The 24313-nt window shown below is 70.9% G+C and carries 1 protein-coding gene (cut by a window edge); it reads right to left on the bottom strand.

Going from position 1 to position 24313, the window contains the following annotated elements:
• Nucleotides 1-24264, bottom strand: partial view of a non-ribosomal peptide synthase/polyketide synthase gene (locus HH308_RS02500; protein ID WP_170192601.1) — the 5' portion only. 8583 nt of this gene lie to the left of the window's left edge; 24264 of the gene's 32847 nt are visible here — the first part of the coding sequence; the start codon lies at nucleotides 24262-24264; its stop codon lies off the left edge, out of view.
• Nucleotides 24265-24313 lie beyond the last annotated feature (49 nt).

The raw sequence follows: 24313 nt of genomic DNA, 5'->3' as shown, positions 1-24313 counted from the left end.
GAACGTGTCAATCCCCCACACCAACCGGTTCAACACCGACCGATGCGACACCGTCACACCCTTCGGCCGACCCGTCGACCCCGACGTGAACAACGTATAAACCGCATCATCAGCCCGCAACGGCGCCAACCGATCCGCATCCGACACCGACCGCACCGACAGATCGACATCCCCCGACCCGTCCACCTCCACCACGCGCACCGAATCACCCAGCGCCACCACCGACTCCGGCACCACCCCAGCCGCCGTCACCACGATCCGGACGTCCGCGACCGACACCATGTACTCCACCCGATCCACCGGAACCGCCGGATCGATCGGCACATACTGCCCACCCGCAGCCACCACAGCATGAATGGCGACAACCATCTCCACACTGCGATCGACAGCCACACCCACCGCCACATTCGGCCCCACACCCGCCGAAATCAACCCGCGCGCAAGCGTATTCACCCGCGCACCGAACTCGGCGACGGACACACCACGCCCCTCAAACCACAACGCCGTCCCCGCACCAGCCCCAGCCAACCCCGCAACAACCGCATCAGCAACCGTCACCGACGCGACCCGCACCGCCGGGCCGAACGATTGGGCCACCACTGCGGCGCGCTCGTCGGGGGCGGTGATGTCGATCTCGGCGATCGATGAATACGGCTGTGCCGCAATCGATGTGAGGATCTGCGCAATGGCGGCCGCGAAGCCCTGCACTTCGCGTGCGCTGAACACGCCCGGCAGGTACTTCACGCGCACGACCAGGCCGTCGGCCGCGGGCAGGGTGATCATGTTCAGCGGGTAGTGCGTCGAATCGCTGAGCTGCGCACCGGTGATCGCCAGACCGCCGACCGCGCTGGCGTCGGTCGATTCCAGCGACGAGGCGTCGACGGGATAGGACTCGTGCACCGTGAGCGTGTCGAAGCCGATGGGAACGTCTGCCGCGGCGGTGATTTCCGGCAGGCTCAAGTACTGGTAGTCCAGCACCGCGACCTTGTCGGCCTGCAACTTCTCCAACACCGCCACCACCGACGCCGCCGGGTCCACGTCGACCACCCCGGGCAGGGTGTTGATGAACAGACCGACCATCGATTCGACACCGTCGAGGTCGGCCGGCCGCCCTGACACCGTCTCACCGAAAGTGACGACCTGGTTGCCGGTCAGCCGCGACAACAACACGGCCCACGCCAATTGGAGCACCGTCGCCAGCGTCGCGCCGTGCTCTCTACCCACCGACTCGAGAGCCGCAACCAACTCGCCGCTGATCGGGACCTCACAGTCCTGCGGCAGTTGGGTGTCCGACACCGCTTCGCCCGACGCGACGAGTGTCGGTCCCTCGACCGGCGCCAGCACCGATCGCCAGGCGGCCAATCCGGCATCGATGTCCCGCGTCGCGATCAGCCGCAAGTAGTCACCGAAGTCGCCCGCCGCGCCGCCGGATACCTGGCCGGTGTACGTGGCGCCGGTCGCGTAGACCGCGAGCACGTCGGCCATCACCAGCGGCCCCGACCAGCCGTCCAGGATCAGATGGTGATTGGTCGACACCAGCGTCGACGTATCCCCGTGGCGCACAAGGACGAATCGCAGCAGTGGCGGCGCAGCGAGATCGAACGGCAGCACGCGCTGTGCGGCCACGACCTCCTGCACTCGCTGCGTCGCCGTCGACTCGTCGACCGCACCCAGGTCGACGACGGTCCACGGCAACTCGACGGAGGACGGCACCACCGAGACCACGGCACCCGACGCCGTCGTCACGAATCCGGCGCGCAGCACCCGATGCTGTGCGACGACCGCCTGCGCCGCGCGGCGCAACCGATCTTCGTCGACACCAGCACCCAGCGACAGAACCGCCTGTGCGACATACACGTCCACCTCGCCGGAGATACCGGCGACCATCTCCGACTGGAAGAACAGCCCGCCCTGCAGCGGGGAGAGCGGCCAGACGTCGGCGCCGGGGTAGCTGCGGTCCACCGCGTCCAGATCGGCCTGGGTGAGCGTCACACCGGGCACATCCGACGGTGAGAGTCCTACCGGCACTTCACTGTTCGCGACGTCGGCGATCGCGGCCAGCTCCGTCGAGAAGTACTCGGCCAGCTCGGCGACGTCGGGTGCCGACACGACGGCGGGCGGGAAGCTCACCGCGGCCACCAACTGTCGTCGGCCACCGACATTGCGCGCGCTCGCATTGATCGTCAGCACGGCCTGCGCCGCCATCGTCAAGTTCGCGGGTATCCCGAATTCGGGGCCGTCGACGGTTCCGAAGGCCAGCAGCGACGCCGTGGCGTCGACCGGCGTGTCGCTCGTGTCGCCGCCGCCCGCGGCAGCCGCGCCCAGGTAGTTGAACACGATCGACGGCATCGGCCGCCGCGCCAACTCGGAGTCGTCCCGGTAGCGCAGCCAACCGAACCCGATACCCGAATCCGGTTGTCCCAGACGCTCTTCCTTCGCCGCCTTCACCGCATGCACGGCGTCGTCGGCCGGGTCCAGAGCCAGCGGAGCCACCGAGGTGAACCAGCCGACCGACCGCGACAGGTCGGCGCGCACCGGCTCGGGGCCGGTCTCGACCACGTCCTCGTAGCGGCCGTGGCCTTCGGCGAGCACCACCACCGGTGCGTCGTCGTCGATACCGCGGGCCCGTTGCCAGGTGCGCACCGCCCGCGCCAGCGCCGCGAGCAACGCGTCGCTCGCTGTGCCGGTGAACGCTTCGGGTACCCGGGTCAGCAAGGCCTCGGTGACGTCGGCGTCGACGACGTGCGTCACGAGGTCCAGGGTGCTCACGCGGTCGCGCGACCGCACCAATTCGGCGCCCAGGGGCGTCGGCCGAACGGGAAGTCGCTCCAGCCAGTAGCCCAGTTCGCCGTGTCGCCGCGCGGTCTGCGCGGCCAGTGCCGCCGACCACGCACGCTGCGACGACGTCACCTCTCGTACGTGCTGCGGGTGACCCGCACTGCGCTGCGCCCAGACGGTGACCAGGTCTTCGACGATGATCCGCCAGGACACGGCGTCGACGCCGAGGTGATGAACGACGAGCACGATCCGTCCGGCACCGGCCGAGTCGGTGACCCACACCGCGTGAACGAGCGCGCCCACCGTCGGGTCCAGTTGTTCGGCCGCGAACTTGTGCGCCGCAACGAGATCCGCGTCGAACACGTCCGATCCGACAGGTCCGGCGGAACTGTGCCGCGACACCGCGGCACGCGCGTCGAACCGAGCTCCGGCGGTCAACTCCCACTGGCCGTCGACCTGCGCCAACCGCGCCGACAGCATGGCGTGTGCGGCCACGACGACGCCGAGCACCTCGGCCAGCGCGTCGAGGGCCGGCTCCGCCAGCGCGTCGAGGGCCGGCTCCGCCTGCGTGTCTCGGGCCGGCTCCGCCTGCGTGTCTGGAGTCAGCTCAGCCGGTGCGGCGAGCACGACACCCTGCACGAAACCGGCGAAATCAGCTGCGGTGTCGGAGTATTCGAGCATCCAGGACACCACCGGCGGGAGCGTCACCACACCCGCGGGTCCACCCGGCAGCTCCGGCAGAGCGGGCAGTACGGCCGACGAGTCCAGCATCGCCGCGGCCATCGCCCGCACCGTCTTGCGTTCGAAGATCTCCCGCGGCGACAGCGTTAGCCCGGTGGCACGTGCGGCCGACGCGAGCTGAATCGACATGATCGAATCGCCGCCGAGCGCGAAGAACGACTCGGTGACCGACACCCGGTCCAGGCCGAGCAACGCCGCGACGACCGTCGCGAGTTGCTGCTCCAAATCGCCCACCGGCGCAACGTAATCGGCGTCGAGCGCGGTGAAATCCGGTTCGGGCAACGCCCGCCGATCGATCTTGCCCGCCGAATTCAGCGCGAGCTCGTCGAGCGCCATCCACACCGTCGGCACCATGTACGACGGCAGCCTGCGTTCGGCGAAGGCCGCCACCGCGGCCACGTCGACCGACGCCGGCGTCAGATAGCCGACGAGATGCGCAGCACGGCCCGACTGTGCGACGGCGGCGGCCACGTGCACCACGCCGGGCGCCGCCGCCAGTGCGGATTCGATCTCTCCCAGCTCGATGCGCTGGCCGCGCAGTTTCACCTGGAAGTCGGTGCGGCCCAGATATTCCAGCTCTCCGCCATCGTTCCAGCGGACCAGGTCACCGGTACGGTACAGCCGTTCACCCGAGCCGAACGGATCGGCGACGAATCGCTCGGCGGTCAGCACGGTACGCGACGCGTAGCCGCGCGCGACCTGGGCTCCGCCGATGTACAACTCGCCCGCGACGCCCGCGGGCACCAACTGCAGGTGCGCGTCGAGCACGTAGTTCCCGGTGTTGGCGACCGGCACGCCGATCGGTTGCGTCTGGTGTCCCGGGCGCACCTGCGCCACCGTCGAGAAGATGGTCGCCTCGGTGGGCCCGTACTGGTTGTACAGCGTCACCTGCGGCCAACTGGCGTACACCGCGTCCGCCACGGCGGGCACGAGTGCCTCGCCGCCGGTGTGGATCCGGGTGAGCGTCGCCGCCCACGCGTTCCCCCGCTCCTCCAGGGCGTCGGTCATCGCCGCCAGCATCGACGGTACGATGATCGCGGTGGTGACGCCATGGCGCGCCACGGTGTCGGCGATCTTCTGCGGATCGCGGTGATCGCCGGGTGCCAGCAGGACCAGCGTGCCGCCGGCGAGCATCGACCGGAAGAATTCCAGTACCGAGGGGTCGAAGGTGTACTCCAGGACCTGCAGCACGACGTCGGCTTCGGTGAATCCGTAGTAGCCGCGGTCGAACAGCAGATGCGACATCACCGCGCGGTGCGACACCGTCACACCCTTCGGTCGTCCCGTGGAGCCCGAGGTGAAGATGGTGTACGCAGCCGAGGACGGCCGAACCGGCGAGATCCGGTCGGCATCGGAAACCGGTTGCGCCGCAGCGGAATCCAGGTCGATCTCCGCCGCGGAGTCGACCGCGACGACGGTCACCGAGCCGAGTGCGGCCACCGCGTCGGGCACCGGTGCGCCCGCGGCGACGAGCACCGTCGACGCGGCGGCGGTAGCCATCATGTACTGCACCCGTTCGGCGGGTGCAGCGGTTTCGATCGGCACGTACTGCCCGCCCGCGGCGGCGATCGCGTGGATCGCCACCACCATCTCGACACTGCGCTCGATGCAGATCCCGACGGCGGCGTCGGGGCCGACGCCGAGCGAAATCAGTTCGCGTGCAAGCGTATTGACGCGTGCGCCGAATTCGGCGTAGGTCAGCGTGCGATCGGCGAAGATCACCGCGGGCACATGCGGCGTGGCCGCCACGCGGGCAGCGAGGATCGTCGCCAGGTGCGGCGCGGTCACCTCGAGGTCGGGACCCGTCGACGCCGCGAGCACCTGTGCGCGACGCGACTCGTCGAGCAGGGACAGCTCTCCCGCCGTGGTCTGCGGGGCAGCCGCGACGGTGCGCATGATGGCCACCAGCGCGGCCGAGAACTCGGTGACCTGCTGCTCGGAGAACGCCGCGGGCAGATACTTCAACCGCAGCAACAGACCGTCGCCCGACGGCAGGGTGCCCATGTTCAGCGGGTAGTGCGTCGAGTCCGACATCTGCGCGCCGGCGACCGCCAGTCCGCCGACGGCGCTGGTGTCGGCGCTCGCCAGCGAGCTCTCGTCGACCGGATAGGACTCGTGGATCGTCAGCGTGTCGAATACGACCGGCCGGTCGGCGGCCGCCGCGATCTCCGCCAGCGTCAGGAACTGGTAGTCGAGCACGGCGACCTTGTCGGCCTGCAAACGCCGCAGGATGTCGGCGATCGGGGCCTGCGGGTCGACGTCGACGACGACGGGCAGGGTGTTGATGAACAACCCGATCATCGATTCGACGCCGGCCAGATCGGCCGGCCGGCCCGACACCGTCTCACCGAAGGTGACCACGCGGTTGCCGGTCAGCCGGGACACCAGCACCGCCCAGACGAGCTGCAGAACAGTCGCGAGCGTCGCATCGTGGGCGCGGCCCACGGCTTCGAGCGCGGCGACGAGTTCCGGATCGACCAGGACGTCGACGTCGCGCGGAAGCGAGTCGGCCGAGATCGGCGGGAGAGCCGGCGCCACCAGCGTCGGCCCGTCGACCGGCTCCAGCAGTGTGCGCCATGCCGCGCGGCCCGCCTGCGCGTCACGCGACGCGATCAGCCGCAGGTAGTCGCCGAAGTCGCCGCTCGCCGCGACATCTCCGCCCGCCGCGGCCGCGACCTGATCGGTGTAGGTGTTGCCGGTCGCGTAGAGCGCCAGCACGTCGGCCATCACCAGCGGCCCCGACCAACCGTCGAGGATGATGTGGTGATTCGTCGAGATCAGCGTCGCCGACTCGCCGTGGCGCACGAACACGAACCGCAGCAGCGGCGGGGTGCCCAGGTCGAACGGCAGCACCCGCTGCGCGTCGGCGATCTGCGCCACCCGCGCGGTCACTTCGTCCGGCTCGGCATCGCCGAGATCGATCACCGACCACGGCACCTCGACGGCGCCGGGGACCACCGCGAGCACCGCACCGGACTCGGTCTCCACGAAGCCCGAGCGGAGCACCCGATGGTGATCGAGGACCGACTGGGCCGCGCGCGCGAGCCGCTGCTCGTCGACACCCGAACCCAGTGTCAGGATCGCTTGTGCCACATAGACATCGACGCCGTCGGGGAGGTCGGCGGCCAACTGCGCCTGCAGGAACAGACCGCCCTGCAGCGGGGACAACGGCCACACCGCGGCGCCCGGGTAGCGCGCGGCCAGCAGATCGAGCTCGCGCTGCGAGATCGACACGCCCGGCACGTCCGACGGCGACAGTCCGATGGGTGCGCCGCTGCGCACGACGTCGGCGATCGACGACAGCTCCGCCGACCACCGCCGGCCCAGCTCGGCCACGTCGGCCGCGGCGAGTTGCCGCGCGGGGTAGCGGATCGACGCCGACAGTTCGCGGCGACCGTCGACGAACCGTGCTCCGGCATTGACGGTGAACACCGCCTGCGCGGCCATGTCCAGGGCGGGCGGCGGACCGAAGTCCGGACCGGCGACCGCGGTGAACGCCAGCGGCGCCTGGATCGCACCGCCCTCCGAGCCGTCCGAGCCCTGCGAGCTGCCCGAGCCACCTGCTCCGGAGGCGGCGCCGAGATAGTTGAACAGAACCGCGGGCAGCGGCCGGGCGGCCAACTCGGTGTCGCCGTGATAACGCAGCCAGCCGAATCCGATGCCGGAGTCGGGGGTCGCGAGTCGCTCCTCCTTGGCGGCCTTGACCGCGTGCACCGCGTCGTCGCCCGGATCGATTGCGATCGGCGCGATGGTGGTGAACCAGCCGACCGTCCGCGACAGATCGGCCCGCACCGCGTCGGCTCCGGTCGCCAGCACTTCCTCGTAGCGCCCGTGTCCCTCCAGCAGCACTCCGATCGGCGCATCGTCGTCGATGCCGCGTGCCCGCTGCCAGCCGCGCAGGGCCCGCGCCAGGGCGGCGAGCAGTACGTCGTTGACGGTGCCGCCGAATGCTTCCGGTGCCGCCGCCAGCAGTACCTCGGTGTCGTGCGCATCGACGGCGACGCTGACCGACTCCATGGTGGGCACCCGGTCGAGAACCGGGTCGAGCTGCACCCCGAAGTCGTTCTGGCGCAGCGGCATCCGCGCGAGCCATCGCGGCAGTTCGACGTCGCGGGCCGGCAGCTGCGCGGCGAGCGCCGTCGACCAGGCGCGCTGTGAGTTCGTGACGGCGCGCACCTGCATCGGGTGACCGGCGCTGCGTTGCGCCCACACCGTGATCAGGTCTTCGACGAGGATGTTCCACGACACCGTGTCGACGCCGAGGTGATGGATCACCAGCGCGATGCGGCCGGCTCCGGACGGATCGGTCACCAGCGCGGCCCGCACCAGCTCGCCGGTGGCCGGGTTGAGTCGCCGGACGGCGGCGTTGTGCGCCGCGACGAGATCGGCGTCGAACTGCTCCGAGCCGACGGCGCCGGTCGAAGCGGTGACCGTCACCGCACGCTCGGCGTCGAACGGCGTGCCCGCCTCGATCCCCCAGGTGCCGTCGGCCTGATACAGCCGCGCGGAGGCCATCGCGTGCGCCCCGACGACGACGCTGAGCACGTCGGCGATGTCGGCCGAGCCGGCGCCGGTCGGTGCGGCAAGTACCACGGCTTGCACGTTTCCGATGAAATCTGTCGGCTGCTGCGAGAATTCGAGCATCCACGCGACCACCGGCGGCAGCGGGAAGGTGCCCGCGGCGCCGCCGGGCAGTTCGGCGAGGTCGGGCAGCCGCTCCCCCACGCTCGCGATGGCGCGCGCCATCTCCCGGATGGTCTTGAGTTCGAAGACCTGCCGCGGCGACAACGTGTGCCCGGCGGCGCGCATCGCCGAGGCGAGCTGAATCGACATGATGGAGTCGCCGCCCATGGCGAAGAACGATTCGACGACGCTGACCCGTTCGACGCCGAGAAGTCCGGCGATCACCGCGGCGAGTTGGGTTTCCACCTCGCCGCGCGGCGCGACGTAGTCGGCGTCGAGGGAGCCGAAGTCGGGGGCGGGCAGCCCCCGGCGGTCGATCTTGCCCGCCGAGTTGAGCCCGATGTCGTCGAGCACCGTCCAGACCGTCGGCACCATGTACGACGGAAGTGCTTGCTCCACAGCAGTTTTCACCGCGGCGACGTCGAGCGTCGCGGGCGAGAGGTAGGCCACGAGGTGGTCGGCGCCGGTGGGTGCGGCGGCCACGGTGACCGCGGCCTTCACCACTCCCGGTGCACTCGCGAGCACCGACTCGATTTCGCCGAGCTCGATGCGCTGTCCACGCAGTTTCACCTGGAAGTCGGTGCGGCCGAGGTATTCGATCGCACCCGCGGTGTTCCACCGCACCAGGTCACCGGTGCGATAGAGCCGTTCGGCGGTCCCGAACGGGTCGGCGACGAACCGTTCGGCGGTCAAGCCGAGCTGTCCGGCGTATCCGCGGGCCAACTGCACGCCGCCGAGGTACAGCTCGCCCGGGACGCCGACCGGCACCGGACGCAGACGAGCGTCGAGCACATAGGCCTCGGTGTTGCTCACCGGCACGCCGATGGGCACCGTGGTCTCGTCACCGGTGAGTTCGTAGGCGGTGACGTCGACGGCGGCTTCGGTGGGGCCGTAAAGGTTGACCAGGCGTACCCCGTCGAGGGCGCCGAGCACGGCGTGCGCGGGTCCCGCGGTGAGCGCCTCACCCGAGGCGAAGATCCAGTTGAGCGACGACAGCGCGGAAAGCGTTTGCGGCGCAAGTACATCGACGAATACCGACAGCATCGACGGCACGAAGTGAATCACCGAGACGCGGCGCTCGGCGATCAGCGCGGCCAGCGCCTCGGGATCGGCATGCGCACCGGGCGCCGCGACGACCAGTTCGGCACCGAGTGTCAGCGGCAGGAACAGCTCCCAGACCGACACGTCGAAGGTGGTCGGCGTCTTCTGCACGAAGACCTCGTCGGCCGACAGCGAGTACCACGTGCGCATCCAGTCCAGCCGGTTCGCGAGCGCGCGGTGGGTCACCGTCACGCCCTTCGGCCGGCCCGTCGACCCGGAGGTGAACAGCGTGTACAGCGCGTCGTCCGGCGAGACCGGCGCGCGCCGTTCGGTGTCCGCGATCGGCGCGACCGACTCGTCGATCGCCCTCGACGCGTCGACCACGACGAGATCGGTGTCCACCGCGGCGAGGGCGTCGGGCACCTGGCCGGCCGCGACGAGGACCATGCGGGCCCCCGACGTCGCGGTCATGTACTCCACGCGATCGGCGGGTGCGTCGACGGCGATCGGCACGTACTGGCCGCCCGCGGCGACGACCGCGTGGATGGCGACCATCATCTCGACGCTTCGGTCGATCGCGACGCCGACCGCGGCGTTCGCGCCGATGCCGCGCGAGATCAGTTCGCGCGCAAGGGTATTTACCCGTGCGCCGAATTCGCCGTAGGTGACGGTGCGGCCGTCGAACCACAGTGCGGGCGCATCGGGGGCGGCAGCGACCCGCGCGGCGAGGGCAGCGGCCTGCGTCGTGGGAACCACGTCGACGCGGGCACCGGCCGAACGTGCCAGCACCGCCTCACGGTGGCCGGCGTCGAGCAGCGAGATGTCGGCGGTCTTCGTGTCCGGCGCGTGTGCGATGGCCCGCAGGATCTGCGTGACGGCGGAGGCGAACTCGGCGATCTGCTCGTCGGAGAACGCCGACGGCAGGTACTTGAGCCGCACCACCAGAGCGTCCGCGGCCGGGACGGTGACCATGTTCAGCGGGTAATGCGTGGAGTCGCTGAGGTCGGCGCGCGCGATGGTCAGCCCGCCGGTCACCGACGCGTCGGCCGATTCCAGCGAACCGGCGTCCACCGGGAACGACTCGTGCACCGTCAGCGTGTCGAAGCCGATCGGCGTCGACGCCGCCGCGACGACGTCGGCCAGACTCAGGTGCTGGTAGTCGAGGACGGCGACCTTGTCGGCCTGCAGCCGGGCGAGCACCTCGCCGACGGTGGCGTCCGGGTCGACGTCGACCGCGGTGGGCAGGGTGTTGATGAACAGTCCGACCATCGATTCGACGCCGGGCAGGTCGGCCGGACGCCCGGAGACCGTCTCACCGAAGGTGACGACGCGATTGCCGGTCAGCCGGGACAGCAGTACCGCCCAGGCCAGTTGCAGCACCGTCGCCAGTGTTGCGCCGTGCGCGCGGCCCACCGATTCCAGCTCGGCGACCAGCTCGGCGGAGATCGGCGTCTCCAGGTCCCGCGGCAGCGAGTCCTGCGACACCGTCACCCGGCCGGGCGCCACCAGGGTGGGTCCCTCCACGGCCGCGAGCACGTCGCGCCATGCCGCGGCGCCTTCGTGAGCGTCGCGGGTGGCGATCAACCGCAGGTAGTCGCCGAAGTCGCCGGTCCCCGCGGACACCTGTCCGGTGTAGGTGGAGCCGGTCGCGTAGACGGCCAGCACGTCGGCCAGGACCAGCGGTCCCGACCAACCGTCGAGGATGATGTGGTGATTCGTCGAGATCAGCGTCGCTGACCCACCGTGGCGGACGAACACGAATCGCAGCAGCGGCGGCGTGGCGAGGTCGAACGGCAGCACTCGCTGTTCGGTGGCGATCTGCGCGACGCGCGCGGCCGCCTCGGCGTCGTCGACGGCGCCGAGGTCGATCTCCGACCAGCCCAGCTCGGCCCGACCGGGCACCACCGACACCAACGCGCCCGACCCGGTCTCGACGAAACCGGACCGTAGGATGCGGTGCTCGTCGACGACCGACTGGGCCGCGGCCCGCAGCCGGACCGGGTCGACGCCCTCGCCGAGGGTGAGCACGGCCTGCGCCACGTAGACGTCGACGGCGTCGTCGGATTCGGCGGCGAGCTGCGACTGGAAGAACAGGCCCCCCTGCAGCGGCGAGAGCGGCCAGACGTCGGCGCCCGGATAGGCCACCGCGAGGGCGTCCAGATCGGCTTGGGTCACCGCGACACCGGGAACGTCCGACGGGGACAGGCCCACCGACGCACCGTCGACGACGACGCCTGCCAACTCGGTCAGCTCGGTCGACCACCGCGTGAGCAGATCGTCGATCTCGGCCGAGGCGAACGCGCCGGACGGGAACAGCACCGACATGGAGAGGCTGCGGCCGCCGTCGACGACCCTCACGCCTGCGGTGACCGTCAGCAGCGCCTGGGCGGCCATCGCGCCGGTCGGCGACGCTGGGAACGCGGGAGCGGCGGCCGGGCCGAACGGCAGCGCCGTCGCGCCCGATTCGCCCGCGCCGCCGGCGGCCACGGCGCCGAAGTAGTTGAACACGATGGGTGGCAGCGGGCGGGTCGACACCTCCGACTCGCCGTGCCAGCGCAGCCAGCCGAATCCGACACCGTCGTCGGGCTGGCCGAGACGTTCCTCCTTGGCCGACTTCACCGCGTGCACGACGTCGGCGCCGGGATCGACGCCGACCGGTGCCACCGAGGTGAACCATCCGACCGAGCGCGACAGATCCGCCCGGACCGGCGTCGCACCGGTGGCGAGCACCTCTTCGTAGCGGCCGTGGCCCTCGACGAGAATCGACACCGGGCCGCTCGCGTCGATGCCGCGGGCGCCCTGCCAACCGCGTACCGCGCGCGCCAGGGTGGCCAGCAGGACGTCGTTGACGCTGCCGCCGAAGGCGTCCGGGACGGTGGTCAACAACGACTCGGTCGGCTCGGCGGCGAGGAGGGCGCGAACCGTCTCGGCGGTCGCCATCCGATCCCGGGGCCGGTCGAGCTGTACGCCGAAGTCGTTGTGCCGCAACGGAAGTCGATCGAGCCAGTAGTCGGTGTCGGCGGCCCAACGGGAGCCCTGGGCAGCCAGTGCACCCGACCATGCCCGCTGCGACGACGTCACCGCGCGCACGGCGATGCCATGTCCCGCCGACCGCTGCGCCCACACCGTCACCAGATCTTCGACGATGATGTTCCAGGACACCGCGTCGACGCCGACGTGGTGCACGACCAGCACGATCCGTCCGGCTCCGGCCGGGTCGACGACGTGCACCGCCGCCATCAGCGCGCCGACCGCCGGGTTCAGCCGCGCCGACGCCGCGCGATGCGCCGCGACGAGGTCCGCATCGAATTCGGCCGAGCCGACGGTACTCGACGACGTGGTCGCCGACACCGCGGCCGCGGCGTCGAACGGGCTGCCCGCGGTCAGTGTCCACACCGAATCGACCTCGGCGAGTGCCGCGGTGAGCATCGGGTGTGCCTGTGCCACCACGGCGAGGACCTCGCCGAGTGCGTCGGTGGTCAATCCGTCCGGGGCGACGAGCACGACGGCCTGTGAGAAGTCGGCGACGTCGGCGGGCGTGTCGGCCGATTCCAGCATCCACGCCATCACCGGCGGCACCGTGACCGGACCGCTCGCACCGCCGGGCAGTTCCGCCAGGTCGGGCAGCACAACGTCGTGCTCGGCCATCGCGCGGGCCATCGCCCGCACGGTCTTGTGCTCGAAGATCTGCTTGGGCGACAGCGCCAGCCCGGCGGCACGCATCGCCGAGGCGACCTGGATCGACATGATCGAGTCGCCGCCGAGGGCGAAGAACGATTCGGTGACGCTCACCCGCTCCAGCCCGAGCAGGCTCGCGACCACGCCGGCGAGGTGTTCTTCGACCGTCCCGACCGGTGCCACGTAGTCGTGCGTCGAGGCCGCCGGATCGGCCGCGGGCAACGACTTGCGGTCGATCTTGCCGGCCGAGTTGAGCGGCAGCTCCGCCAGCCGCACCCACACCGAGGGCACCATGTATTCGGGCAGCCCGGCGGCCGCGGCCGCCTGCACGGCGTCGAGATCGACCGTTGCCGGCGACACGTAGCCGATCAGGTATTCGGCCTGCCCGGAACGGCCGATCGCCGACGCGGCGTGCACGACGCCCGGCGCGCCGGCGAGCACCGCGTCGATCTCTTCGAGTTCGATGCGCTGGCCGCGCAGTTTCACCTGGAAGTCGGTGCGGCCCAGGTAGAGCAGTTCGCCGTCGGCGTTCCAGCGGACCAGGTCGCCGGTGCGATACATCCGGCTGCCCGCGCCGGCCGGGTCGGTCGTGAACGGGTTCGCGACGAATCGGTCCGCGGTCAGTGCCGACTGCCCCGCGTAGCCGCGCGCGACCAGGTCACCGGCGATGTAGAGTTCGCCGGCTACGCCGATCGGCGTGCGCCGCAACCTGTTGTCGAGCACATATGCCGAGGTGTTGGCCACCGGCACGCCGATCGGCTGGGAGCGGCGGCCGGGCTGCACCCGCGCCACCGTCGAGTAGATCGTCGTCTCGGTGGGGCCGTACTGGTTGAACATGGCGGCCTGCGGCCACTTCGCGGTGACGGCGTCGGCGACCACCGGCGACAGCGCCTCACCACCGGTGTGCAGCCTGCTCAGCGTCGCCGCCCACGACTGGTCGGGTCCGTCGAGGACGTCCACCATCGCGGCGAGCATCGACGGCACGATCACCGCGGAGGTGACGCCGAATCGCGCGACCGCGTCGGCGATCTTCTCCGGGTCGCGGTGGTCGCCGGGATGCAGCAGCACCAGCGGCGCACCGGTGACGATCGGGCGCAGGAATTCCAGCACCGACGGATCGAAGGTGTATTCGAGTACCTGCAGCACGACGTCGGCGGCGGTGAAGCCGTAGTAGTCGCGGTCGCCGAGCAGGTGCGCCATCAGGGACCGATGCGACACCGTCACGCCCTTGGGCCGTCCGGTCGATCCGGAGGTGAAGATCGTGTACGCGGCGTCGTCGGGGCGTGCACCCGACCGGGTCTCGGTGAGCGGCCGCGCATCGGCGGGTGCCTCGGCGTCGGGTGTATCTGCATCGGTTGTATCGGCATCGACGGCGAGCACGGGGATTCCACGCCCGGCCGCGGACGCGGCGATCGTCGATCCGACCGCGTTCACGGCGACCAACAGCACTGCCGCACCGGCTGTTTCGAGCATGTAGTCGACGCGGTCGGCGGGGGCGTCGAGGCCGATCGGCACGAACTGGCCGCCCGCGGCCAGCACCGCGTGGATGGCGACGATCATCTCGACCGAGCGCGGCAGGCAGATGCCGACGGCGACGTCGGGGCCGACGCCGAGAGCGGTGAGTTCCCGGCTCAGCGTCGCGACCCGGGCACCGAGTTCGGCATAGGTCACGGTGCGGTCGTCGAACAGGATCGCCGCGGCGGCGCCCGACGCCGCGACGCGGTCGGCGAACAGGACGTCGGCGGTGGCGGGTTGCACCGCCACGGCCGGACCGTTGGCGATACCGCTCAACGCGGCCGACTCGTCGGCGCCGACGATCTCGGCGTCGCCCACCGGCCGCTCCGGCGCGGTGGTCAGCGCGTCGAGCAGGTCGACGAACCGTTGCATCATCGACGCGACGGTGGCCTCGTCGAACAGATCGGTGGCATAGATGACCGACCCCGCCCAGTCGTCGGGCCCCTGGCTGACGGTGATGGTGAGGTCGCGTTGGGCCGCCACCTCCGGCGCCTCGACGCCGGAGATCTCCAGGCCGGCGACATTGATCTCGACTCCGGCGAGCGACGCCGCCGGGTTGAAGGAGAGCATGATCTGCGCGAGCGGTTCGAACGCCTGTGACCGGACCGGGTCGAGGGCGTCGACGAGCGTCTCGAACGGGACGTCGGCGTGGGCGTAGGCGTCCAGATCGGTGCCGCGCACCTGTTCGATCAGGGCGCCGAAACCCATCGCGGTGTCCACCCGGGCACGCAGCACCAGGGCGTTGACGAACATGCCGACCACCGGGTCGAGCACACTCTGTCCACGACCGGCGATGGGCGTGGCGATCGCGATGTCGTCGATGCTGCCCAGACGCGCGAGCAGGACCGACAGCCCGGCGTGGACCACCATGAACGGGGTGACGTCGTAGGCCGCCGCGGTCGACACGATCCGCTCGGCGACCGCCGCGGGCACGGTGAACGGCGTGATCGCGCCGTCGCCGGTGGCGATGCGCGGGCGCGGGCGGTCGGCGGGCAGCTCCAGGACGTCGGGCAGCCCGGCGAGCTGCGTCGTCCAGTACGCGAGCTGGCGGCCGACGACCGAATCGGGGTCGTCGGGTGCGCCGAGCGTCTCGTGCTGCCAGATGGCGAAGTCGGCGAACTGCACCGGCATCGCCTCGAACTGCGGCGCGACGCCCTCGCGGCGCGCAGCGTAGGCGGTGAGCAGATCGGTCAGCAGCGGGGTGGTCGACTCGCCGTCGGAGGCGATGTGATGCAGCACGACGGCGAGCACCGTCTCCTCCGGCGCCGCCTGCCACAGCCGCACCCGGATCGGCTGTTCGACGGTGAGGTCGAAGCCGCGGTGCACCTGCTCGCCCAACTCGGCCGCGGTGCTCACCACCGCCCAGTCCAGGTTCCGTTCGATGTCCGCGGTGGCCCCGATGAGCTGGCTCGATCCGCGCGGGCCCTCCGGGAAGGTCGTTCGCAGCACCTCGTGGCGGGTGATGACGTCCACCATCGCGGCACGCAGCGCGGACTGGTCGAGCGCTCCGGTCAGGCGCACCACGGTGGGGATGTTGTAGGCGGCCGAGGCCGGGTCGAGCCGATTGAGCACCCACATGCGCTGCTGGGCGAACGACAACGGCACGAGCGCCGGACGCGGATCCACCGCGACGATGGGCGCGAGCGCGGCGTCGTGACCGGCGACGGCCGCGACGAGTGCCCGCACCGACGGCGCCTCGAACATGTCGCGCAGCGACACCTCCACCCCGAGGGCCTCGCCGACCCGGGCGGCCACCCTCGTCGCCGACAGCGAGTTGCCGCCGAGGTCGAAGTAGGAGTCGGTGACCGAGACCCGGTCCGCGTCGAGGACTTCGGCGAAGATCTTCGCCACGGCCTCTTCCTCGGAGGTCTCCGGGGCGACGTATTCACCGGCCTCGATGACCGGCTCGGGCAGTGCGGCCTTGTCGAGTTTGCCGACCGGCGTCAGCGGCAGCGCCGCCAGGACGGTGATCGACGCGGGCAGCATGTACGACGGAAGGCGTTGTGCGGCAAAGGACTTCAGTTCGGCCGTATCGATCTCGACGCCGGGTTGCCCCACCACGTAGGCGGCCAGCGCCGTCGCGACCGAGCCGCCGACGCCGATCACCACTGCCGAGTGCACGCTTGTGTGGTCGGTGAACACGGCCTCGATCTCGCCGAGTTCGATGCGCAGACCGCGCAGCTTGACCTGATCGTCGGCGCGGCCGGAGTACTCCAGTACCGCGGTGCCCGCGGCGTCGAGCCGCCAGCGCACCAGGTCACCGGTGCGGTACATGACATCGCCCGGATTGCCGAACGGGTTGGCGACGAACGCGCCCGCCGTCAGCTCCGGGCGGCCCAGATAACCGCGGGCGAGTGCCCCACCGGTGGCGTACAGTTCGCCCACCGCACCGGCCGGGACCGGGTGCAGCCGGGCGTCGAGCACCATCAGCCCGACGCCGGCGAGCACGCTGCCGAGGGTGACCTGCTCCCCCATCTGCATGGGTGCCGAACCGGTGACCGCGACCGTCGCCTCCGACGGCCCGTAGAAGTTCTGGATGCGGCGGAACTGCGACCACTGGTCTTTGAGGGCCGCGCTGATCGCCTCACCGCCGACGTAGACCGCACGCAGCGCGGGCAGCGTCGCCGGATCGAGCGTGGCGAGCACCGTCGGCGTCAGGAACATGTGCGAAATCGCTTGGCGCATCACGAAATCGGCGAGCGCTGGGCCGCCGACGGCGTCCTGCGGGCGGTAGATCAGGGTGCCGCCCGCGACGACCGACATCAGGTATTCCAGAATCGACGCGTCGAAGCTCGGTGAGGCGAAGCCCAGCATCCGGGTGTACTCGTCGACGCCGGAGCGTGCGACCAGTTCGCGCCCGAAGTTGTGCACACCCCAGTTGGTGACGGCCACGCCCTTGGGCCGGCCGGTCGACCCGGAGGTGAAGATGACGTAGGCGATGTTGTGCGGCCGGACCGGGCGCACCCGGTCGGCGTCGGTGATCGCCGAATCCGATTGCGCGGCGACCTCGGCGGCGACGGTGGGGTCGTCGAGCGACACCCAGGAGAGGCTGACCCCCGATACCGGTTCGGTCCCGGCGTCGACGATGCACAGCGGCGCGTTCGCGTCGATCAGCATCGCCCGACGTCGGTCGTCGGGGTAGGCGGGGTCGATGGGGACGTAACCCGCACCGGTCTTGGCGACGGCGGCGATGGTGGTCAGCAGCCGGGCCGAGCGGTTCATCGACACGCCGACCAGCGATTCGGGGCCGATGCCGCGGGCAATGAGCCAGCGCGCCAGGCGATTGGACTCCGCGTCGAACTGCGCGTAGGTGAGGGCGGCGCCGTCGGCGTCGACGACGGCCGGTCGCGGACCCCACAGCTGCGCCGCCTGCGCAAAGACCTCGCCGAGCGAGATCGGTTCGGCCCCCGGTCCGCCGGAGACGACCGCGTCGGAGTCGGCGACGTCCTTGCGCACCGGCGCGGCGACCGGTCGCGGCGTCACGGCCGCCGTGCGGCCCAGCGCACTTGTACCCAGCGCGATGTCGCCGACGGCGACGTCGGGGGCCGCCAGGCCCGCGGTCAGGATCGCGACGAACTGGTCGGCGAAGACGCGCACGGTCGACTCGTCGAAGAGATCGGTGGCGTAGATCAACGACGACGGCCAGTCACCTGCGTCGTTGCGGCCGATCGAGACCACCAGGTCCACCTTGGCCGCGACGTCGGGCGCCTCGACCGGCTCGACGCGCAGTCCGGCGATCTCACCGGCGGCGATGTCGGAACCGGCCAGCTCCGGCAGCACCGACTGACTCAGCGTGAGCCACACCTGGGAGAACGGCGCGTACGCCGACGAGCGGGCCGCGCCGAGCGCGTCGGCGACGACGTCGAACGGGACGTCGGCGTTGGCGAATGCGTCGAGGTCGGCGGCGCGCGCGGCGTCGACGATCCCGGCGAAGGTCGTCGCGGACTCGACCGGGGTCCGCAGCGTCAGCGTGTTGACGAACATGCCGACCAGCGGATCGAGCACCGCTTGCCCGCGGCCCGCGATCGGCGTCGCGACCGCGACGTCGTCGGTGCCGGCGAGGCGGGCGATGAGGATCGCCAGCGCGGCGTGCACGACCATGAACGGTGTCGAGCCGGTGGCACTCGCGTACGCGGTGAGCTGCCCGACCAGATCGGCCGGAAGAGTGAATTCGACGGCGGCGCCGCGCTGGGACGCGATCGCCGGACGCGGGCGGTCGGCGGGCAGTTCGACCAGCTCCGGCAGGCCCGCTAGATGGGTGCGCCAGTAGTCGAGTTGACGCCCGACGACGCTCTCGGCGTCGTCGACGCTGCCCAGCACCTCGTGCTGCCAGATCGCGTAGTCGGCGAATTGCACTGCCAGCGGGGCGAATTCGGGGTCGCGGTCGTCGACCCGGGCGGTATAGGCGAGCACCAGGTCGGTGATCAGCGGGGCGATCGATTCGCCGTCGGAGGCGATGTGGTGGGTGACCACGGCAAGCACGTGATCGTCGGGCGCGGCCTCGAAGACCCGCACCCGGATGGGCCGGCTGCGGGTGACGTCGAAACCGCGGGTGACGGCGTCACCCAGGTCGTCGAGGTCGTCGACCACGTCCCAGTCGAGCTGGGCGCCGATCGTCGACGCGCGGCCGATCTTCTGTTCCGGCGCACCGTCTTTGGACGGAAAGGTGGTGCGCAGGCTCTCGTGCCGGGCGACCACGTCGACCACCGCGGCATGCAGCGCGTCGAGGTCGAGGGATCCGGACAGACGCAGGACCGCCGGGATGTTGTAGGTCGACGACGTGTGGTCGGCCTGGTTGATGAACCACATCCGCTGCTGCGCGAACGAGAGCGGAATGCGGGCCGGCCGAGGGTCGACGGCGACGATCGGGGCGAGGTTCGCGCCCCGCCCGATGCTCGCGGCGGCCAGCGCGCGTACCGACGGCGCCTCGAACAGGTCACGGATACCGAGGTCGGCATCGAGCACCGCGGCCGCGCGGGCGGCCAGTCGCATCGCCGACAGCGAGTTGCCGCCGAGGTCGAAGAACGATTCGGTGACCGAGACGCGCTCGATGCCGAGGATCTCGGCGAAGACGGCGGCCAGGGCTTCCTCGGCGGCCGACGCCGGCGCGACATACTCCTCGCGGGCTCCGCCGAAGTCGGGCTGCGGCAGCGCCTTGCGGTCCAGCTTGCCCGCGCTGTTGAGCGCGACGTCGTCGAGCGACACCCACACCGTGGGCACCATGTAACCCGGAAGTGACTGTGTCACAGCGGCTTTCACGGCGTCGACGGGCACCGACGAGGGTGCCACATAGCCGACGAGGTGTTGCCCGCCGTCGGGTGCGACGAGCACCGTCGCCGCGGCGTGCACCACGCCGGGCGCGGCCGCGAGTGCGGACTCGATCTCGCCGAGTTCGATCCGCTGGCCGCGCAGCTTCACCTGGAAGTCGGTGCGGCCCAGGTATTCCAGCACACCGTCGGCGCGCCGCCGCACCAGGTCACCGGTGCGGTACAGGCGGGTGCCGGGTGCCCCGAAGGGGTCGGCGACGAATCGGTCGGCCGTCAGGTCGCCGCGGGAGGCGTAGCCGCGGGCCAGCTGAACGCCGCCCAGGTACAGCTCGCCGGGGACGCCGTCGGGCACGCGGTGCAGTCGGCCGTCGAGGACGATGGCCGACGAATTCCACACCGGCACACCGATCGGCACCGACGACGCGGTCGGGTCGACCTGCTCGACTCGCTCGGCGGTGATCTCGATCGCCGCCTCGGTAGGGCCGTACAGGTTGTAGAACAACGCCTCCGGCAACGCCGAGCGCAGGTCGGCCGCCACCGCGGGCGGCAGCGCCTCGCCGGTCGCGGACACGATCCGCACCGAATCCATCCGCGACATGCGCTCGACGCCGACGACCTCGGTGAACACCGCCAGCATCGACGGCACGAAGTGAATCATCGTGACACGGGCGTCGTCGACGACGTCGGCGACGTAGGCGGGTTCGAGATGCCCGCCGTCGCGCAGCACCACGATCGACGCCCCCACCATCAGCGGCGCGAACAACTCGGGTACCGACACGTCGAAGGTGTACGGGGTCTTGAGCATCACCCGGTCGCAGGTGTCGATCGGCAGTTCGCGCAGCCCCCACCACAGCCGGTTGACCACCGCTCGATGGGTCAGCGTGACCCCCTTGGGGCGGCCGGTGGAGCCGGAGGTGAACAGCGTGTACACCGCCGAGTCGTCCCGGAGCGGACTCGTCCGTTCGGCGTCGGTGATCGGCGGCGCGGACAGGTCCACCCGCGTCGACGCGTCCACCACGATCAGCCGTGCTCCCGCGGCCGCGGCGGTCGTGGCGGCGACGCTGTCGGCGGTCGCGGCGGACACCAGCACCGCCCGCACCCGCGCGGTGTCGACCATGTACCCGACGCGTTCGGCCGGCGCACCGATGTCCATCGGGACGTACTGGCCGCCCGCGGCGACGACGGCGTGTACCGCGACCATCAGTTCGATCGAGCGCGGCAGCACCAGGGCGATCGCGCTCTCCGGTCCGAGTCCGTACGAGATCAGTTCCCGGGCGAGCACATTCACCCGCGCACCGAATTCGCGGTAGGTGACCGACCGGCCGTCGAACAGCAGCGCGGTCGCCTCGGGGTATGCGGCCACCCCGGCGGCGATCACATCCGCCACGGTGCCGGTCGACGGCAGCTCGGTGTGCGCGCCCCATTCGCCCGCTTCGATCGTGATGACGTCGTCGGCGCGCAGCAGCGCGGCGTCGCCGACGGGCGCGGCCACGTCGGCCGACAGCGCGTCGAGGAGTGCGACGAAGCGATCCATCATGGCGGCGACGGTCGCTGCGTCGAACAGGTCGGTCTCGAAGACCGCCGAGGCCGTCCACGGCGAGCCGGGGCCCGCGGTGGCGACGGTGAGGTACAGGTCGAGCTGCGCGGGGATCTCGTCGGGCGTCATCGCGGCGATCGACAGCTGGTCCACGGTGATGTCGGCAGCGGCGGCCGAGGCGCTCGGATCGAAGGACAGCAGCACCTGTGCGAGCGGTGCGAACGCCTCCGACCGGACCGGGTCGAGTGCGTCGACGACGGTCTCGAACGGGACGTCGGCGTGCGCGAAGGCACCGAGGTCGGCGGTGCGCACCTGCGCCAGCAGCGACCGGAACGTCTGTGCGCCGTCGACCTCGGTCCGCAGGATCAAGGTGTTGACGAACATGCCGATCAGCGGGTCGAGCACCGCCTGTCCGCGCCCGGCGACGGGTGTCGCCACCGCGATATCCGCCGATGCGCTCAACCGGGCCAGCAGCACCGCCAGCGCGCCGTGCACCACCATGAACGGCGTCACCGATTCGGCCTGTGCGACCTCGGCGATGCGGGCCGCGACGTCGGCCGGGATGGTGAAGGTGACCGCGCCGCCCCGATGCGACGCGGCACGCTTGCGCGGCCGGTCGGTCGGCAGCTCCAACACTCCGGGCAGCCCGTCGAGTTGGTCCCGCCAGTAGTCCAGCTGGCGGCCGGCGATCGACGTCGGGTCACTCGGCGAGCCCAGCACCTCGTGCTGCCAGATCGCGAAATCGGCGAACTGCACGGGCAGCGGGGTGAAGTCGGGTTCGGTTCCGGCGGCCCGCGCCAGGTAGGCCGTGACCAGGTCGGTGACCAGCGGCAGCATCGACTCGCCGTCGGACGCGATGTGATGGGTGACCAGCGCCAGCACGTGCTCGCCGGGGCCGGTCGCGTCGAGCCACACCCGGGCGCGGATCGGCCAGTCCACCGCGACGTCGAAGCCGGCCATCACCGCGGCCGCGATCTCGTCCTGCGAGGACACCTGTGCCCAGGCGTCGCGATCGCCCAGTTCGGCGGCGTCGCCGACGGCCTGGTACGGCACGCCGTCGGCCGACGGGTAGGTGGTGCGCAGTATCTCGTGCCGGGCGATCAGGTCGGCGAAGGCGGCCCGTAGCGCGGTCGGATCCAGCTCGCCGGTGACGCGCAGAATCGTCGGCAGGTTGTACACCGGCGACGCCGGTTCGAAGCGGTTGATGAACCACATCCGTTGCTGCGCGAACGACAGCGGGATGCGTTCGGGGCGGGTGGCGACGGCGACGATCGGCGCCACCGCCGCGCCCCGGCCCTGCCCGACCAGTACCAGCTCGCGCACCGACGGCGCGTCGAAGACGTCCCGTACCGCGATGTCGCGGCCCAGCGCCTGTCCCGCCCGCGCCGCGACCCGGGTCGCCGACAACGAGTTGCCGCCGAGGTCGAAGAACGACTCGACCACCGACACCCGGTCGACGCCGAGCACATCGGCGAATACCGCGGCCACGGCGGCTTCGGCGTCGGAGGCCGGTTCGACGTACACCGCCGCCGCGATCTGCGGTGCGGGCAGCCGCCGCCGATCGACCTTGCCCGAGCTGTTCAGCGGCATCGCGTCCATGTCGACCCACAGCGTCGGGCGCATGTACTCCGGAAGTTGTTGCGCGACAGTATCTTTGACTGCCCGAAGATCGGTGACCCCGGACACGTAGCCGACCAGGTGGGCACCGCCGGCCAGCTCGACGACCGCGGCCGCGGCGTGCACCACCCCGGGTGCTGCGGCCAGCACCGCTTCGATCTCGCCGAGCTCCATCCGCTGACCGCGCAGCTTCACCTGGAAGTCGGTGCGGCCCAGGTATTCCAGGTCGCCGGCGGCGCTCCAGCGAACCAGGTCGCCGGTGCGATAGAGCCGCTCGCCGCCGCGGCCGAAGGGGTCGGCGACGAAGCGTTCCGAGGTCAGGTCGGCGCGGGTGGCGTAGCCGCGGGCCAACTGCACACCGCCCAGGTACAGCTCGCCGGGCACCCCGGCGGGGACCGCCTGCAACGTGCTGTCGAGTACCAGGGTGCTGGTGTTGGGGACCGGCACACCGATCGGGATCCGGGTGTCGCCATGGCGCACTTCGTAGGCGGTCACGTCGACCGCGGCCTCGGTGGGACCGTAGAGATTGATCAGCCGCGCGGCCGGCAGAAGTTCGGTGAGGGTGTTCGCGACCGCCGCGGGCAGCGCCTCGCCCGAGGTGAACACATAGCGCAGCGACTGCAGCGTCGCGGTGGTCTCGCCCAACACGTCGAGGAAGGCCGCCAGCATCGACGGCACGAAGTGGATGGTGTCGACGCCGGCCGACGAGATGACCGCACGGAGGTAGTCGGGATCGCCGTGGCGCTCCGGCTCGGCGATCACCAGCGTGGCGCCCACCATGAACGGCAGAAACAGTTCCCACACCGAGACGTCGAAGGTGACCGGCGTCTTCTGCAGGAAGACGCGCTCGCCGGTGAGGTCGTACCAGTCGCGCATCCATTCCAGCCGGTTGGCGACCGCCCGATGGCTGACGGTAACGCCCTTCGGCCGGCCGGTCGAGCCGGAGGTGAACAGGGTGTAGAGCGCGGTGTCGGGGTGAATGGCCGAGCGCCGCTGCGCGTCGGTGATCGGTTCCGTGGACTCGTCGACGTCGGTGTCGGCGTCGACCTCCACCACCCGCACGGCGTCGCCGAGCGCGGCGACGACGTCGGGCAGCTCACCGGAGCGCACCAGCACCACCGTGGCCGACGCCGTGTCGACCATGTAGGCGACGCGCTCGGCCGGCAGCGCGGCGTCGAGCGGCACGTACTGTCCGCCCGCGGCGATCACGCCGTGGATCGCGACGAGCAGTTCCACCGAACGGTCGATGCAGACTGCGACCGCGGTGTCGGGGCCGACTCCGTACTCGATGAGCCGGCGGCCCAACTCCGCGACGCGGGCCGAGAATTCCGGGTAGCTGACCTCCCGGTCACCGAATACCAGTGCTGCTCGATCCGAAACCGCAGGTACCCGAACTATCTCAGCCACAGTGTTGCTACCCCTTCGCACTCATGTTCACTCGTCGACACCGCCGACA

Source organism: Gordonia asplenii (assembly GCF_012933505.1).
In the GTDB taxonomy this organism is placed as follows: domain Bacteria; phylum Actinomycetota; class Actinomycetes; order Mycobacteriales; family Mycobacteriaceae; genus Gordonia; species Gordonia asplenii.
The sequence above is the reverse complement of the archived record's forward strand: the minus strand, read 5'-3'. Positions and strand labels throughout refer to the sequence as shown.